We start from the raw sequence: 15288 nt of genomic DNA, 5'->3' as shown, positions 1-15288 counted from the left end.
GCCCACAGCCCTCACGCGCCGGTCAGAACGTGGGGATCAGGTCGGACAGAGTCGTGGTCAGCCGGTCGACGACCGTGCCGCCGCCCGCCGGCAGGTGTTCGATGAACTCGTGTGCGGCGTCCGGGTCGGTACCGGAACTGACGACGACGACGGAGTCCTCGCACTGCACGACCCACCACTCGCCGGAGACGAGGTAGACGGTGTGCTCGCCGACCCGGGTCGGCTCCAGCGGGGCGAGCATCGCCGGGTCGAGCACGCCGTGCTGTTCCAGGACCATGACCTGCTGCCCGGACCCGGGCGTGCCGATGGTGACCTGGAGGATCTCGCCGGTCTCGGGTGCCGGCGGCAACAGTCCCACGGCCTGGATGACCATGCCCGCGGGGAGTTCGTCCGGCGCGGCCCAGCCGGACTCGATGATCCAGTCGGTCCGGGACCGATCGTCGCTCGCCTGGGCAGCGGCCGGCGCGGGGCCGTTCGTAGCGCCGGACAGGGCGCCGCCGGCGTCCATGAGCGGGGCGAGGTCATCGACCCGGCGCGGTTGCTCTCCGAGCACGAACAGGGCGAGGGCGAAGACCCCGAGCGAGGCGACCGCGCCCGTCAGCACCCTGGTCCGGAGCGGATGAGGAGTCCCGGTGGGGCGCCGTGCCGACGCCGTCAGGGGCGGGATGTCGAGCTTGGGCCCGACCGGGCCGGGACTCTGGCCGGGGATCTGCAGGGCGAGCAGACGGGCGGTCAGGTCCTCGCTCGGGCGGGCGTCGCCGGCGGACCTGGCCGCCGAACGCCAGGCGCGTTCCTCGGCGACCTCGGCGCGGCACTGCGCGCAGGCGGCCACGTGGGCCATGGCACGCTCGGCCTTGGCCGCCGGCAGCTGGCCATCGATGAGCGGGGAGATCAGCGGTCCGAGATGGCTCACCGGTCCTCCTCGTGGGCAGCCGCCATGGCCTCCGGCGAGCGATGAGCGAGCTCCTTGCGCAGCTGGGCCCGGCCACGGTGGATCCGGGACCGGACCGTGCCCATCGAGATGCCGAGGGTGGCGCCGACCTCCTCGTAGGACAGTCCCTCGATATCGCACAGCACCACGGCCGCGCGGTACTGCGGCTTGAGGACGTCCAGCGCGCGCTGGACGTCCAGGTCGAGGTTCTCGTGTTCGTAGCCGCGCTCGGGTGATCCGCGTTCCCCGGTCTCGGGGATCCACTCGGCGGCCTGACCGAGCGCGTCGAATCGGATCCGCTTCTTGCGGCGCTGACCGTCCAGGAACAGGTTTGTGGTGATGCGGTGCAGCCAGCCCTCGAACGTGCCGGGCTGGTAGGAGTGCAGCGAGCGGAACACCCGCACGAAAACCTCCTGGGTGAGATCCTCGGCATCGGCTCGGTTCCCGGTGAGCCGGAAGGCGAGGCGGTAGACCCGGTCGGAGTTCTCGCGGACCACGCGTTCCCAGGTGGGCGGTTCCCAGAGCGGCTCGGTCGGCCCGGTGGTCGTCAACTCGCCCGCTACCGGCGGCGTCGACCCACCGATCATCTCCGCGACGTCGGTCTGGGCCACCACCGGCTGCTCCTCCATGATTCGTCGAGTCTACGTCCGCTACCTGGGAACTCCCTGGGAGAACGAACGGGGTCGCCGCCGTGTTCCGTCCCGGTCAGGACGGGGGCCGATCCGTCAGCAGAGCGATCTCGGCGTCGACGTCCGCGTCATCGATCCCCGCGGCGACCAGGTCCTCCTTGAGCGTGCGCTGCATGGCTAGGGCCTCTGCCCGGCGGCCGAGGAGGCGCAACGCCCACGCGACCATCCATCGCGCGATCTGCTCCTCGCGGCCCTGCCCGGCGTCGTGGCGGAGCTGCTGCGCCTGCCGGAACACCTCGAGAGCGGCGCCCGGATCACCCGCGTCGACGAGTGCACAGCCCAGGTTGTTCAGCAGGCTCGCCTCCCAGCGCCGGGCCCGCGGGTCGGTCGCCGTGCGCGCCAGGGCGAGTGCCTCCCGGTTCGCGACCACCTGCGCCGCCGGGGTCTCGGCGACGAGGGCCAGCATGTGCAGCGCATCGATCCGGAGTGCCTCCAGGCCCGCCGTGTGCGCCAGGTCCGCTGCTCTCCGCAGCGGCTCCGGGTCGGGTCGACCGGAACTGCGGCGCAGCCGGCCACGTTCGAGCGCCACCCGCACGGCGACCTCGGCACCGGCTTCGGCGGCGCCGGTCGTGGCGTCGAGCGACTCGAGCAGCCGATCCGCCTCGTCGTACCGGCCGGCCAGACCGAGTGCGCGGGCCAGCTGGGTGGTCAGCACGTCCCGCTCCGCACCGCCGGCTCGCGCGATCGCGGCCCGGAAGACCTCGGCACTGCCGATGGGGTCCTCGAAATCCCAGAGCGCGTCGAGGTCCTCGGACACCCGGCCCCTCCCTCCTGAGTCGGCGCCGAGCCGGTCACGTGCACGATGGTGACATCGACGCCCGACCGGGACCCCAGCACCCTGCTCCCCGGTCCCAGCGGGATGGCGACCCGCCCGCTCGTCTGCGATAACGATACGATCCAGTCCCTAGACACGCATCCACCGGGAGGCCCACCATCGCTGCCGACAAGGCCCAGAGCTGGGCCTACTCCGAAGACTTCATCACCGAACCCGAGGCCGCCGCCGAAGCCCGCGCCCGCGCCGAGGAGTTCGGCATCGCCGCGGTGTCCACCGGAACCGGTGCCGCACTGCGCCTGCTGGCGGCCGCATCCCATGCCCGCGCGGTCGCCGAGATCGGTACCGGCACGGGGGTGTCCGGCCTGTGGCTGCTGGACGGGATGGACCCCGATGGCGTGCTGACCACCATTGACGTCGAGGTCGAGCACCAGCGGGCCGCGAAGGAGGCCTTCGCCGCTGCCGGGATCCGCGCGACCCGCACCCGTCCGATCTCCGGCCGGGCCCTGGACGTGCTCCCCCGGCTGGCGGACGCCGCCTACGACCTGGTGTTCATCGACGCCGAGCCGACCGAGGCAGGGGACTACGCCGACCAGGCCGTGCGGATGCTGCGTAGCGGCGGGTCGCTGGCCGTCACCGACGCCCTCTGGCACGACCGTGTGGCCGACCCGGCCCGACGCGACGAGGCGACCGTGGCGATGCGCGAGCTCGGCCGCCGCCTGCGCGAGGACGAACGGCTGATCCCGGCACTGCTGCCCAGCGGTGACGGCCTCCTGGTGGCCGTCAAACGCTGAGGGCGCGCGTCCCCGCTGCCGGGCGGCATCGGACCCGTCGTCAGGACAAGGTCTGCAGCCAGCGGAACAGCAGGCGGGCACCGAACCCGGTGGCCCCCTCGCTGATCTCGTGCTCGGCCTTGGCCGAGCGCGCCGGGCCGGCGATGTCGAGGTGCGCCCACGGGGTCTGTCCGGCGAAGTGCTGCAGGAACAACGCTGCCGTGATCGACCCGCCGGACGTATGCGGGTCGGTACCGATGTGGGACAGGTCCGCGATCGCCGAGTCGAGGGCGTGGCGATACTCCTCCACCAGCGGCATCGGCCAGAGCGTCTCACCAGCCCGGTCCCCGGCGGCCACGAGGGCGTCGCGCAGGTCGTCGCGGGTGGCGTAGAGCGCCCCGTGCCGTCTGCCGAGGCCGAGGCTGGCGGCGCCGGTCAGGGTGGCGATGTCCACGAGCACCCTCGGCTCGTACTCACGCCTCGCCCAGGCCATCGCATCCGCGAGCACCATCCGCCCCTCGGCGTCGGTGTTCCCGATCTCGACCGTGGTGCCGTCCACCATGCGGAGCACGTCGCCGGGCCGGTAGGAGTCCCCGGAGAACGCGTTCTCGGCGAGCGGCAGGACACCGATCACGCGGACCGGCAGCTCGGCCCGGGCGGCGCCGAGCACCGCACCGAGCACGGCCGCGGCGCCGGCCATGTCCGTCTTCATCGCGATCATCGCGTCCCGCGGCTTGATGGAGATGCCACCGGAGTCGAAACTGATGCCCTTGCCGACCAGGACCACCGGGTCGCCGGTCGCGCCGGCGGGGTTGTGGTCGACGGTGACCAGGCGGGGCGGGGTGGCCGAGCCGCGCCCGACGGCGAGGATGCCGTTCAGGCCCTGCTTGGCCAGCCAGGCCTCGGTCCGCACGGTGACCTTGACCGATCGGGTGCCGCGGGCGAGCGTGCGGACCTGGTCGGCGAGCCACTGCGGGTTCTTCAGGTTCGAGGGGGTGGCGGCAAGGGTGCGGGTGAGCAGGGTGGTGCCCGCGGCGATCTGCGCCTGTGCCACCTCGCCCGGATCGGCGTCGCCGACCAGGGTGACCCGGTTCACCGGTGCGCTCGGCCCGGTCCCGGTCCCCGTCCAGGGCGGCCGGTAGGAGGCGAGCAGGACCCCCTCCACGAGCGGCCGCACCTGGTCGTCGACGCCATCCGCGGCGAGCGAGGTGACCAGGGTCTGCGTGCCCGCGACGATCCTCGCGGCAGCGGCGCCGGCACGGCGCATGGCGACGGCGGACTCGTCTCCCACACCGACGAACACGATCCGACCGGGCAGTCCGTGCCAGGGTGTCGGCGCACCGGTGAGCGCCGGCAGCGTGACAGCGACCGCCTCGCCCGCGGCGCCGGTGGAACCGGACCGAGCGGCGAGGTCGTACAGGTCCACCTCGTAGGCGGCCGCGGCGTCCGCGACGCCCGCTCGGGGCTGGAGTTCGCCGTCGTCCGGCCGGGCCGGGGCGATCGGCAGCGCGAGCACGGCCGAAGGACCGAACTCGGCGAGCAGGTCCCGGCTCAGCGGCCCCGGGCGGACGTCGAGCTCGGGACTCGCCTGCGCCATCGGGCGCGTCAGCCGGCGACGGCGCTCAGCGCGTCGCTGAGCTCGCTCGCCTCGGTGGCGTTCAGCTCGACGACGAGCCGACCTCCGCCCTCAAGCGGAACGCGCATGATGATGCCCCGACCCTCCTTGGTGACCTCGAGCGGTCCGTCACCGGTCCTGGGCTTCATGGCGGCCATGGGCAAACTCCCTGCTGTCATCGGGTGGTGCGCCCTCACGGTTCGAGGCGACGTTGTCTGCCGACGTCCCCGGAGTGGTGCTCTGCTCGGCCCATTCTATGCCAGTTCGTGGCGTCGGCTCTGCCGGACCCCCGATCCGCCCGGTGGAGACGAACCACGCGACGACGAGCACCGCGATGATCACCAGCGCGAACACGCCGGTGACCCACGTCACCCAGCTCACGCGTCAGCCACGGCCGCAGGAGTGACTCGTCGCGGTCCTCATTCGGGGCCCATGGCGCCCGCGCGCGACGCCGCTGCCTGGGCCGCCGCGAGCTCCTCGCGACGTCGGCTCCGGTTCGCGTTCAGCACGATCTCGACGGCCTCGCGCGGGTCATCGGTGAGGTGCATCAGGTCCAGGTCGTGCGAGGAGATCGTGCCACGCTCCACCAGCGTGTTCTTCAGCCAGTCGATCAGGCCTGCCCAGAACGTCGTGCCGATGAGCACGATCGGGAACCGCTTGACCTTGGTGGTCTGCACGAGGGTGAGCGCCTCGAAGAGTTCGTCGAGGGTGCCGAAGCCGCCCGGTAGGACGATGAAACCCTCGGCGTACTTCACGAACATGGTCTTGCGGGCGAAGAAGTAACGGAAGTTCACCCCGAGGTCCACGTACTCGTTCATACCCTGCTCGAACGGCAGCTCGATGCCGAGGCCCACCGAGGTGCCCCCTGCCTCGTGGGCGCCCTTGTTCGCGCCCTCCATCACCCCGGGGCCGCCACCGGTGATCACCGCGTACCCGGCATCGACGATGTGCCCGGCGACCTCACCGGCGAGGGTGTATTCCGGGTCGTCGGGCTTGAAGCGGGCCGAGCCGAACACGCTGATCGCGGGTCCGAGCTCGGCGAGAGCGCCGAAGCCCTCCACGAACTCGGCCTGGATCCGCATCACCCGCCACGGGTCCATGTGCACCCAGTCGACGCTCTCGGCGGGCTCAAGCAGGCTCTCGTCGGTGGTCTTCTCCGGGATCAGCTTGCCCCGTAGCCGCACCGGGCCCTTCCGGTAGTTCCCGCGGTTGTTCGTGGTGCTCATCGGCGTTCCGTTCCGTCTGGGGCGTCGTCGTGACTCGAGGTCACCGGTGTACTCAACCACGCCGCGAGGGCCTGTGTGCAGGTGCTGATCTCGTCGATGGCCACCTGTTCGTCGTCCGCGTGGGCGAGCATCGGATCGCCGGGACCGAAGTTCACGGCAGGGATCCCGAGTTCGGTGAACCGGGCCACATCCGTCCAGCCGTACTTCGGCCCGGCCACCCCGCCGGTCACGGCCGTGACCGCCTCCAGGAAGTCGACGGCAGCTGGGTGGTTCAGCCCCGGCCGAGCACCTGCTGCCGCGTCGACGAGAGCGACGTCGAAGGAGTCGAAGACCTCCTGCACGTGCGCGAACGCCTGCTCCGGGGTGGCCGAGGGCGCGAACCGGTAGTTCACGGTCACCGCGCACTCGTCCGGGATCATGTTGCCGGCGATCCCGCCGCTGATCGCCACCGCGTTCAGCCCTTCCCGATACACCAACCCGTCCACCTCCACCTCGGCCGGGGTGTACCGGGCGAGCCGTCGCAGCACCTCGGCGGCGTCATGGATGGCGTTGTGCCCCTTCCAGGCACGGGCCGAGTGCGCGGTCATGCCGTGGGTGCGGACCTCGGCCCGGAGGGTGCCGTTGCAGCCACCCTCGATCCCCCCTGCCGTGGGTTCCCCGAGCACCGCGAAGTCCGCGGCGAGCCAGTCCGGGTTGGTGCGGACCACCCGGCCCAGGCCGTTCAGGTCCGCCTCGACCTCCTCGTGGTCGTAGAAGACCCAGGTGACATCCTTGCCCGGTTCGGGCAGCGTCATGGCCAGATACAGCGCGACGGCGACCCCGCCCTTCATGTCCACGGTGCCACGCCCCCAGAGCAACGATCCGCCGTCGGGCGCGGTGCGCAGCTCGGTGGGCAGGTTGCCCTGGATCGGCACGGTGTCCAGGTGTCCTGCGATCACCACCCGTTGGGCCCGGCCGAGCCGGGTCCGAGCCAACACGGTGTCGCCGTCGCGTAGGACCTCCAGGTGCGGGGCCGATCTGAGCAGGGCCTCCACGGCATCGGCGAGGGCGCGTTCGTCGCCGCTGACGCTGGGGATGTCGCAGATCGCGCGGGTCAGTGCCACCACGTCGACGGTGGCCGGGTCAGGCAGGCGCACAGGCGCTGAATCGAGCATGTTTGCGAGCCTAACGGCCGGTGGCCGGGCCGCGTGCGCCCGCCGTCGCCACAGCGGGCAATGGGGCTAGCCCTACCCCGGGTTCGGGTGCCGCCCTGATCGCCCGGCGGTGGCAGTCCGCACAGGCTTGAGGCACACCCCGTCCTCGGCCGTGCGCCCCGACCCTCGAACGGATCACCATGACAGTCGCCGTACCCTCCCGCCCACGTGACCGAACGACCAGCGACTACCACGAACTGGCCCGCCAGGTCCGGGAGGCCGGCCTGTTGCGCCGTCGCCCGCTCTACTACGCAGCGAAGATGTCCGGACTGCTGGCGGCGTACCTGGTGGCCGGCTGGGCGTTCGTGACCATCGGTTCGTCCTGGTGGCAGCTCGCACTCGCCGTCGGGCTCGGGGTACTGCTGACCCAGACGGCGTACCTCTCCCACGACGCCGCGCACCGGCAGATCTTCTCGTCCGGCCGGGCGAACGACTGGGCGGCGCTAGTGATCTCGGACCTGTTCGTCGGGTTGAGTCACGGCTGGTGGCAGCGCAAACACACGCGCCACCACGCGAAACCGAACCAGATCGGAGCCGACCCGGATATCGGGACCGGCGCGCTGGTGTTCATCCCCGCGGACGTGCCCACCCGCCGGGGCTTCGGTGCGTGGTTCGTCCGTCGGCAGGGCTGGCTCTTCTTCCCACTGATCACCCTGGAGGGCCTGGCCCTGCACGTGAGCGCGATCCGTACCGTGTTCGGACGCGAGCCCGTCAAGCACCGGGCCGTCGAGATCACGTTCCTGCTGGTGCGGATCGTCGGGTACCTGACCGCCGCGTTCTGGGTCCTGCCCACCGGCATGGCGGTGGCGTTCGTGGCCGTCCAGCTCGCCGTGTTCGGCTTCTACATGGGCGCCACGTTCGCGCCGAACCACAAGGGGATGCCGCTCGTCCCGGCGGATGCCCGGATCGACTTCCTGCGCCGTCAGGTGCTCATGTCGCGCAACATCTCCGGCTCCCGCGTGGTGGACGTGGCGATGGGCGGGCTGAACCACCAGATCGAGCACCACCTGTTCCCCAGCATGCCCCGCCCGAGTCTGCGCCGCGCGAAGCCGATGGTCCGCGCGTACTGCGCGGCCCTGGGCATCACGTACACCGAGACGACCCTGCTCGGTTCGTACCGGATCGTGGTGCGCTACCTCAACGACGTCGGCCTGGGCCGGATGGACCCGTTCGAGTGCCCGGTGACGGCGCAGTTCCGGACCCGGTGAGCCGGTCCCGCGCGGCGCCACACCGCGCGGCACCCCACCATCTGCCCTAGCCTTCGGGGAGCGAGGGAACCGGGCAAGACCGGGGCGAACACGCGCCGTGCCTGGTCCGATGGGGAGGGGCCAAATGTCAGCGAGTGAGCACGGTGGCACACCCGCGGTGAGCCGGCTGAACGCCCGGATCATCGGGATCTGTATCGCCGCGGCCGTCGGGGGGTTCCTGTTCGGCTTCGACACAGCGGTCATCAACGGCGCCGTCGACGCGCTCGCCGGCGAGTTCGACCTCGGCGCCGGACTGAAGGGATTCGCGGTCTCCTCCGCGCTCATCGGTTGCGCCATCGGCGCCTGGTTCGCCGGGCCGGTCGCGAACAGGCTCGGGCGGGTCCCGGTGATGCTGATCGCAGCCGCCCTGTTCCTGGTCTCGGCGATCGGCTCCGGTCTCGCGTTCGGTGTGTTCGACCTGATCATCTGGCGCGTGATCGGTGGCTTCGGCGTCGGCGCTGCCTCGGTGATCGCTCCCGCCTACATCGCCGAGGTCTCTCCGGCCCATGTCCGCGGCCGCCTCGGGTCGCTCCAGCAGCTCGCGATCGTCACCGGCATCTTCGTGGCACTGCTCTCCGACGCACTGCTCGCGAACACGGCGGGTGGCGCCGCCGAGGAACTGTGGTTCGGGCAGGCGGCGTGGCGCTGGATGTTCATGGCGGAGGCCATCCCGGCCGTGCTCTACGGCGTGTTCGCGTTGCGTCTGCCCGAGTCGCCACGGTTCCTGGTGGCCCGCGGCGAGTACGACAAGGCCTCGGCCGTGCTGCACGACTTCACCGGCGTCGTCGAGGTCAACCTCAAGATCGAGGAGATCAAGAAGACCCTGAACCAGGAGAAGAAGGAGTCGCTGAGCGACCTCCGCGGGCACCGGCTCGGACTCAAGCCGATCGTCTGGGTCGGCATCCTGCTCTCGGTGTTCCAGCAGTTCGTCGGGATCAACGTGATCTTCTACTACTCCACGACGCTGTGGCGATCGGTTGGTTTCGGGGAGTCCGACGCGCTGACCATCACGGTGATCACGTCCGTCACGAACATCCTGGTCACGATCGTGGCCATCCTGCTGGTGGACCGGGTGGGGCGTCGCCCGATGTTGCTGGTCGGCTCGGTCGGCATGGCCCTGTCCCTCGGCCTGATGGCGGTGGCGTTCTCGTTCGCCACCATCGTCGAGGCCGGTGACGGCACGACCACCGCGGAACTCGCGGCGCCCTGGTCCACGGTGGCGCTGGTCGCGGCGAACGTCTTCGTGGTCGCGTTCGGCGCCACCTGGGGACCGCTCGTGTGGGTGCTGCTCGGCGAGATCTTCCCGAACTCCATCCGCGCCGGTGCGCTCGCCGTCGCGGCAGCGGCACAGTGGGCGGCGAACTTCCTGGTCTCGACCACGTTCCCGGCGCTGGCCGACGTGGGCCTCACCCTCGCGTACGGCATCTACGCCGTGATGGCCGTGCTCTCGTTCTTCTTCGTCTGGTTCAAGATCCCCGAGACGAAGGGACGGGAGCTGGAGGACATGGACGAGAACCTCGTGGTGCGCCGCGGACGCATCCAGACGACCTGAAGCCCACCACCCGGGCGCGGCCACGGTTCCAGCTCCTGCCTGCCTCGTTACCAATGTGTAACTTCTGCGCAGGTCAGGGGTGCTGACCTTGACTCCCGGTGCTAGGTTCCAGGGCACCAACAAGTCGGGTAACGATGCCCGGCTCCCACCTCCCGCGGAGGACCCGAATGTCTCGATCCACGACCAACTGGCGTACCGCAGGCCTTCTTGCGGCAGCCGGCATCGCGCTTGCCGCGTGTGGCACAACCGGTGGCGGCACCGAGGGCGAAGGCACCGACGACGGTGAAGGCGGCGGCGACTGCGTCGGCGTCATCGCCTACATCGGCCCGCTGACCGGCCCCTCTGCGAACCTCGGTATCAATATCGTCAACGGTTCGAACCTGGCGCTGGAGCAGTTCCAGGAAGCGAACCCCGATTGCGACGTCACGCTCGAGGAGTTCGACTCGCAGGGCGACCCGGCCGCCGCGAGCCCGCTGGTCTCGGAGATCGTCGGCAACGCGGACATCATCGGAGTCGTCGGCCCGACGTTCTCCGGTGAGACCGCGGCCACCGGTGACGTGTTCGCCGAGGCCGGCCTGGTCACGGTGTCGCCGTCGGCGACCAACCCCGACCTGGCCCTGAACGGCTGGGACACGTTCCACCGGGTCATCGGCAACGACGCGACCCAGGCGCCCGCCGTCGCGTCCTACCTGACCGGAACCGCGAACGCCGAAGGGGTGTTCGTGGTGGACGACTCCTCGGAGTACGGGGCGGGTCTGGGTGCTGGGGTCGTCGAATCGCTCGGCGACCTCGTGGTCGGCACCGAGAGCATCCAGGTCGGCCAGACCGACATGGGCCCGGTCGTGACCGCGGTCAACGCCTCCGGTGCTGACTCGCTGTACTTCGCCGGCTACTACGCCGAGGCTTCGGTGTTGGCGAACCAGTTGCGCTCCGGCGGCTGGGAGGGCCTGTTCATGTCGGGTGACGGCACGCTGGACCCGGCGTTCGTGGAGGCGGCCGGCGGCGCTGCTGAGGGCGCCGTGCTGACCTGCCCGTGCGCTCCGGCCGACGAGGAGTTCGCCGCGGCCTATGAGGCGTCCGCGGGCCAGGCCCCCGGCACGTACTCCACCGAGGGCTTCGACGCGACGAACGTCCTGCTGCAGGGCATTCTCGACGGGAACACCGACCGGCCCTCGCTGCTGGAGTGGGTGAACAGCTACGACGCTGAGGGCATCACCAAGCACATCACGTTCGACGAGACCGGTGAGGTCGCGGACGTCGTGGTCTACCAGTATCCGGTCGAGGGCGGCGAGATCCAGGTGGGCGTGCCGATCGAGCAGTAGCGCCACGGCCGGGACGGTGCCGTCCCGGCCATCTGCTCGGGTACCGGCGCCGGCCGGGGTCGCTCAGACCTCGGTCGGCGACGGTCGGCCCACGTCCCGCGAGGAGACCCGTCCGTGCAACTCCAGTACGTCCTCGACAACTTCATGTCCCTGTTCATCGGCGGCCTGGTGTTCGGCTCGCTCTACGCGCTGGTCGCCCTCGGCTACACGATGGTCTACGGGGTGCTGCAGCTCATCAACTTCGCGCACTCCGAGGTGTTCATGTTCGGCACCTTCGCGACGGTGTGGGCGCTCTACCTGATCGGCGCAGACGCCACGACGACCGGCCTGGCGCTGGTCGGCTCGCTCGCGTTCGCGATGGTGATCGCGATGATCATCTCCGGTGGAGTCGCGCTGCTGCTGGAGCGCGTGGCCTATCGGCCCCTCCTCAAGCGCGGCGCGCCGCGGCTCGTGGCACTGATCTCCGCGATCGGCGCCTCGTTCGTGCTCTCGGAGATCATGGGGCTGCGCGGGCCGATCATGGCGGCGCTCGGGCTGGACGACGAGTTCGACCGCTACGTGGCGAGCTCCCGGGAGAACGTCGGCATGCCGTTGGACCGCACTCCGACCGTGCAGTTCGAGATCCTCGGCCACGGTGTGACGAACCGGGACATCATCATCGTGGTCTCAGCGGTGCTCATGATGGTGCTGGTCGACCAGTTCGTCCGGCGCACCCGGATCGGGCGTGGCATCCGCGCCGTGGCCCAGGACCCGGAGACGTCCTCGCTGATGGGCGTCAACAGCACCCGGGTGATTCAGGTGACCTTCCTGATCGGCGGGCTGCTGGCGGGGGCAGCCGCGACCCTCTACATGCTGCAGGTGGGGATCACGCGGTACAACGCGGGCTTCCTGCTCGGCGTCAAGGCATTCACCGCCGCCGTGCTCGGCGGCATCGGCAACCTGCGCGGTGCCCTGCTCGGCGGGCTCGTCCTCGGGGTGGCCGAGAACCTTGGTGCCGGACTGTTCGGGAGCGAGTGGCGTGAGGTGGTCGCCTTCGCGGTGCTGGTGCTCGTGCTGCTCTTCCGACCGACGGGTCTGCTCGGTGAGTCACTCGGAAAGGCACGCGCATGAGCTCGCAGGTGCGGCCGCGCCGCCGTCGGATCGGCCTGCGCGAGCGCATGCGGATGATGCCGCGCTGGGGCCAGATCCTGTTGCTCGTGGCCCTCGCACTGTTCTGTTACGCACTGCCGCTGCTGAACCCTCCGTTCATCAGCCCGCCCGGCACCGACTTCAGCGGCGTGCTCTTCACGGTGGCCGTCTACGCGCTCATTGCGCTCGGGCTCAACATCGTGGTCGGGTACGCGGGCCTGCTCGACCTCGGCTACGTGGGTTTCTATGCGATCGGTGCCTACACGGTGGGCATCCTGACGTCGGAGCACGCGACCTGGACGTGGCTGGCCAGCCTGCCGGCCGCGATCGTCATCACGATGCTCTCCGGCGTGCTGCTGGGGTGGCCCACGCTGCGTGTCCGCGGCGACTACCTGGCGATCGTGACACTCGGGTTCGGCGAGATCGTGCGGCTCAACCTCATCAATCAGGAGTGGTTGGGGGGCGCACCGGGCATCTCCGGGATCGCGAGACCGCCAAGCATCCCGCTGTTCGAGCTGCCGCACCTCGACTGGAGCACCGGTGTGCCCCTGGTGGACCTCGACAACACCAGTACGTTCCTGGTGTTCGGGGTGCTGGACATCACGCCGTACTACTGGCTCGCACTCACCTTCGTCATCCTCATCATGCTCGCCGACCGGCGGGTCAAGAACTCCCGGGTGGGCCGCGCCTGGGAGGCCACCCGCGAGGACGAGGACGCCGCCGAGCTGATGGGGGTGCCCACGTTCCGGTTCAAGCTGCTCGCGTTCGCGCTCGGTGCGTTCGTCGGCGGCATCGCGGGTGCGTTGTTCGCGGGGCGGCAGGGGTTCATCAACCCGGAGACGTTCACGTTGCTCCTGTCCATCCTGTTCATCTCCGCGGTTGTGGTCGGTGGCCAGGGGAACCGGTGGGGCGTGCTGCTCGGCGCGATCGTAGTGGCCTACCTGCCGGAGCGGTTCCGTGGCTTCGAGCAATGGCGGGTGCTCGTGTTCGGCATCGCCCTGGTGGTGCTTGCGACCTACCGGCCGCAGGGTCTGCTGCCACCACGGCGCACCGTGCGAGCACAGAAGATGGAAGAGGAGATCGAGGCGCTGGAGACGAGCGACGTCGCCGTGGCCGGCGAGGGCCCGGACACGGGCGACGGTCCCGACGCGGACGGGGCCCCACCCGAGGAGAAGGGGGCCGGCCGTGGCTGAGACACCGCCCTTGGACCCAGCCCCGGCGGGCGAGGCCCTGCTCTCGATGAACGAGGTGACGCTGCGTTTCGGCGGGGTGACGGCTCTCGACGCGGTCGACTTCCACATCGACCGCGGCGAGATCCTCGGCCTCATCGGCCCCAACGGAGCAGGCAAGACCACCGCGTTCAACGTGATGACCGGGATCTACCAACCGACCCAAGGGACCGTGACGTTCGACGGCGAGGTCACCTCGGGCATGAAGCGGTACCGGATCGCGAAACGAGGCATCGCTCGGACGTTCCAGAACATTCGCCTCTTCAAGGCGATGACGGCGTTCGAGAACGTGATGGTCGGCGCCGACGCGCAGCACAGCACCGGCCCGATCGCCGCACTGCTCGGGCTCCCCAGATACCGACGCGAGGAGGCCGCCGGACGGGAGATCGCGCACGAGCTGCTGGACTTCGTGGGCGTGCGAGGCCGCGCCGACGAACTGGCCGGCAACCTCTCCTACGGCGATCAACGACGTCTTGAGATCGCACGCGCGATGGCCACGCGGCCCAAGCTGTTGTGCCTCGACGAGCCTGCGGCAGGCTTCAACCCCTCCGAGAAGCAGGCGCTGATGGAGCTGATCCGTAGCATCCGTGACCGTGGCCTCACGGTCCTGCTCATCGAGCACGACATGCGGCTGGTGATGGGCGCCGTCGACCGGCTCGTCGTACTGGAGTTCGGGCGCAAGATCGCCGACGGCACGCCCGCCGGCGTGCAGAACGACCCGGCCGTGATCGCCGCCTACCTCGGGGTCGACGAGGACGAGGTCGAGGAGGAGGTCGACGATGCTTCTTGAGGTTCGCGACCTGTCGGTCAACTACGGACACATCGAGGCGATCCGCGACCTCAGTTTCGAGGTCCCCGAGGGCACCGTCGTGACCCTCATCGGCGCGAACGGAGCCGGCAAGAGCACCACGCTCAAGACGATCTCGGGGCTGCGGAAGATCCGTGCCGGCTCGGTCTTCTACGAGGGGAAGGACCTCGCGAAGGTCTCACCCGACAGACGCGTGCAGATGGGTATCAGCCAGTCGCCCGAGGGTCGCGGGATCTTCCCGGGGATGACCGTGCGCGAGAATCTCGAGATGGGGGCGTACGTGCGGCGCGACCGCAACACGGCCGCGCTCGCGCCCGACTTCGAGCGCGTGCTCACGCTGTTCCCGCGGCTACAGGAACGGATCAAGCAGCCGGCGGGCAATCTGTCGGGCGGAGAGCAGCAGATGTTGGCGATCGGCCGCGCTCTGATGGCGCAGCCGCGGTTGCTGCTGCTCGACGAGCCCTCGATGGGTCTCGCGCCGAAGCTGATCCACCAGATCTTCAGGATCATCGAGGAGATCAACTCCCAGGGCACGACGGTGCTGCTCGTCGAGCAGAACGCAGCCCAGGCCCTGCGGCGCGCGGACCACGCCTATCTGCTGGAGACCGGCGAGATCGTCCGGTCGGGCACCGGCGCCGAGCTCGCCGGCGACGCCGCGGTCCGGGCGGCCTATCTCGGCGGCGACACCTAGACCGCCCACCTCCTGGTCGGGGGATCGGCGATCCGCCGGGGTCGGCAGCGCGCCCTCCACGCGGGCGGAATAGTCCCGGCCGTCGGAGGCGTTGAGTGAGGCGTATCCGATG

15 protein-coding genes are annotated in these 15288 nt (G+C 70.3%); 8 read left to right on the top strand and 7 right to left on the bottom strand.

The window, feature by feature from the left end; translation table 11 throughout:
• Positions 1–22: 22 nt before the first annotated feature.
• The 3 genes from HALOF300_RS15495 to HALOF300_RS15485 form a co-directional block, all read right to left on the bottom strand.
• Positions 23–913, bottom strand: coding sequence for an anti-sigma factor family protein (locus tag HALOF300_RS15495; protein WP_156741827.1), 891 nt, complete (start codon positions 911–913; stop codon positions 23–25).
• Positions 910–1560, bottom strand: a complete 651-nt coding sequence (gene sigE / locus HALOF300_RS15490; RefSeq protein ID WP_231955431.1) for an RNA polymerase sigma factor SigE — start codon at positions 1558–1560, stop codon at positions 910–912. The genes HALOF300_RS15495 and sigE overlap by 4 nt, the downstream gene beginning before the upstream one ends.
• A gap of 76 nt (positions 1561–1636) precedes the next feature.
• A complete protein-coding gene (locus HALOF300_RS15485) occupies positions 1637–2377 on the bottom strand; it encodes a tetratricopeptide repeat protein (protein ID WP_156741826.1) in 741 nt (246 codons plus the stop codon).
• Positions 2378–2661: 284 nt separating this feature from the next.
• Here HALOF300_RS15485 and HALOF300_RS15480 point away from each other — a divergent pair, with 284 nt between their 5' ends.
• A complete protein-coding gene (locus HALOF300_RS15480; protein WP_331716238.1) occupies positions 2662–3186 on the top strand; it encodes an O-methyltransferase in 525 nt (174 codons plus the stop codon).
• A 40-nt stretch (positions 3187–3226) separates the two neighbouring features.
• Here the strand turns inward: HALOF300_RS15480 and HALOF300_RS15475 are convergent, their stop codons facing one another.
• The 4 genes from HALOF300_RS15475 to dapE all read right to left on the bottom strand — a co-directional run bounded on the left by HALOF300_RS15475 (position 3227) and on the right by dapE (position 7160).
• The gene (locus tag HALOF300_RS15475) at positions 3227–4762 is read right to left on the bottom strand and encodes a leucyl aminopeptidase family protein (protein WP_156741824.1); all 1536 of its coding nucleotides are present in this window, start codon (positions 4760–4762) and stop codon (positions 3227–3229) included.
• An 8-nt stretch (positions 4763–4770) separates the two neighbouring features.
• A complete protein-coding gene (locus tag HALOF300_RS15470; RefSeq protein WP_133106452.1) occupies positions 4771–4938 on the bottom strand; it encodes a DUF3117 domain-containing protein in 168 nt (55 codons plus the stop codon).
• A gap of 261 nt (positions 4939–5199) precedes the next feature.
• Entirely contained in the window at positions 5200–6006 is an 807-nt protein-coding gene (locus HALOF300_RS15465; protein WP_156741823.1) for an LOG family protein, read from the bottom strand.
• The gene (gene dapE / locus HALOF300_RS15460) at positions 6003–7160 is read right to left on the bottom strand and encodes a succinyl-diaminopimelate desuccinylase (RefSeq protein ID WP_156741822.1); all 1158 of its coding nucleotides are present in this window, start codon (positions 7158–7160) and stop codon (positions 6003–6005) included. The genes HALOF300_RS15465 and dapE overlap by 4 nt, the downstream gene beginning before the upstream one ends.
• 179 nt (positions 7161–7339) lie before the next feature.
• Here dapE and HALOF300_RS15455 point away from each other — a divergent pair, with 179 nt between their 5' ends.
• The 7 genes from HALOF300_RS15455 to HALOF300_RS15425 all read left to right on the top strand — a co-directional run bounded on the left by HALOF300_RS15455 (position 7340) and on the right by HALOF300_RS15425 (position 15176).
• Positions 7340–8407 (top strand): fatty acid desaturase family protein, encoded by a 1068-nt coding sequence (locus HALOF300_RS15455; protein WP_156741821.1) that lies wholly within the window; start codon positions 7340–7342, stop codon positions 8405–8407.
• Between the two features lie 124 nt (positions 8408–8531).
• A complete protein-coding gene (locus HALOF300_RS15450; protein ID WP_156741820.1) occupies positions 8532–9998 on the top strand; it encodes a sugar porter family MFS transporter in 1467 nt (488 codons plus the stop codon).
• A 167-nt stretch (positions 9999–10165) separates the two neighbouring features.
• Entirely contained in the window at positions 10166–11320 is a 1155-nt protein-coding gene (locus tag HALOF300_RS15445; protein ID WP_156741819.1) for a branched-chain amino acid ABC transporter substrate-binding protein, read from the top strand.
• Between the two features lie 114 nt (positions 11321–11434).
• Positions 11435–12430: a branched-chain amino acid ABC transporter permease gene (locus HALOF300_RS15440; protein WP_231955429.1), complete on the top strand. Its 996-nt coding sequence runs from the start codon at positions 11435–11437 to the stop codon at positions 12428–12430.
• Positions 12427–13641, top strand: coding sequence for a branched-chain amino acid ABC transporter permease (locus HALOF300_RS15435; RefSeq protein ID WP_156741818.1), 1215 nt, complete (start codon positions 12427–12429; stop codon positions 13639–13641). Before HALOF300_RS15440 ends, HALOF300_RS15435 begins: the two co-directional genes overlap by 4 nt.
• Positions 13634–14467, top strand: a complete 834-nt coding sequence (locus HALOF300_RS15430; RefSeq protein ID WP_408636859.1) for an ABC transporter ATP-binding protein — start codon at positions 13634–13636, stop codon at positions 14465–14467. The genes HALOF300_RS15435 and HALOF300_RS15430 overlap by 8 nt, the downstream gene beginning before the upstream one ends.
• Entirely contained in the window at positions 14457–15176 is a 720-nt protein-coding gene (locus tag HALOF300_RS15425; protein ID WP_156741817.1) for an ABC transporter ATP-binding protein, read from the top strand. Before HALOF300_RS15430 ends, HALOF300_RS15425 begins: the two co-directional genes overlap by 11 nt.
• Positions 15177–15288 lie beyond the last annotated feature (112 nt).

It is taken from the genome of Occultella aeris (genome assembly GCF_902703175.1).
GTDB classification, from domain to species: domain Bacteria; phylum Actinomycetota; class Actinomycetes; order Actinomycetales; family Beutenbergiaceae; genus Occultella; species Occultella aeris.
This window is presented reverse-complemented; position numbering and strand designations above follow the sequence as displayed.

Coding starts and splice junctions, on each gene's coding strand:
- HALOF300_RS15445 (WP_156741819.1), top strand. CDS start 10,166: ATGTCTCGATCCACGACCAACTGGCGTACCGCAGGCCTTCTTGCGGCA.
- HALOF300_RS15435 (WP_156741818.1), top strand. CDS start 12,427: ATGAGCTCGCAGGTGCGGCCGCGCCGCCGTCGGATCGGCCTGCGCGAG.
- HALOF300_RS15450 (WP_156741820.1), top strand. CDS start 8,532: ATGTCAGCGAGTGAGCACGGTGGCACACCCGCGGTGAGCCGGCTGAAC.
- HALOF300_RS15470 (WP_133106452.1), bottom strand. CDS start 4,938: ATGGCCGCCATGAAGCCCAGGACCGGTGACGGACCGCTCGAGGTCACC.
- HALOF300_RS15425 (WP_156741817.1), top strand. CDS start 14,457: ATGCTTCTTGAGGTTCGCGACCTGTCGGTCAACTACGGACACATCGAG.
- HALOF300_RS15465 (WP_156741823.1), bottom strand. CDS start 6,006: ATGAGCACCACGAACAACCGCGGGAACTACCGGAAGGGCCCGGTGCGG.
- dapE (WP_156741822.1), bottom strand. CDS start 7,160: ATGCTCGATTCAGCGCCTGTGCGCCTGCCTGACCCGGCCACCGTCGAC.
- HALOF300_RS15475 (WP_156741824.1), bottom strand. CDS start 4,762: ATGGCGCAGGCGAGTCCCGAGCTCGACGTCCGCCCGGGGCCGCTGAGC.
- sigE (WP_231955431.1), bottom strand. CDS start 1,560: ATGGAGGAGCAGCCGGTGGTGGCCCAGACCGACGTCGCGGAGATGATC.
- HALOF300_RS15455 (WP_156741821.1), top strand. CDS start 7,340: ATGACAGTCGCCGTACCCTCCCGCCCACGTGACCGAACGACCAGCGAC.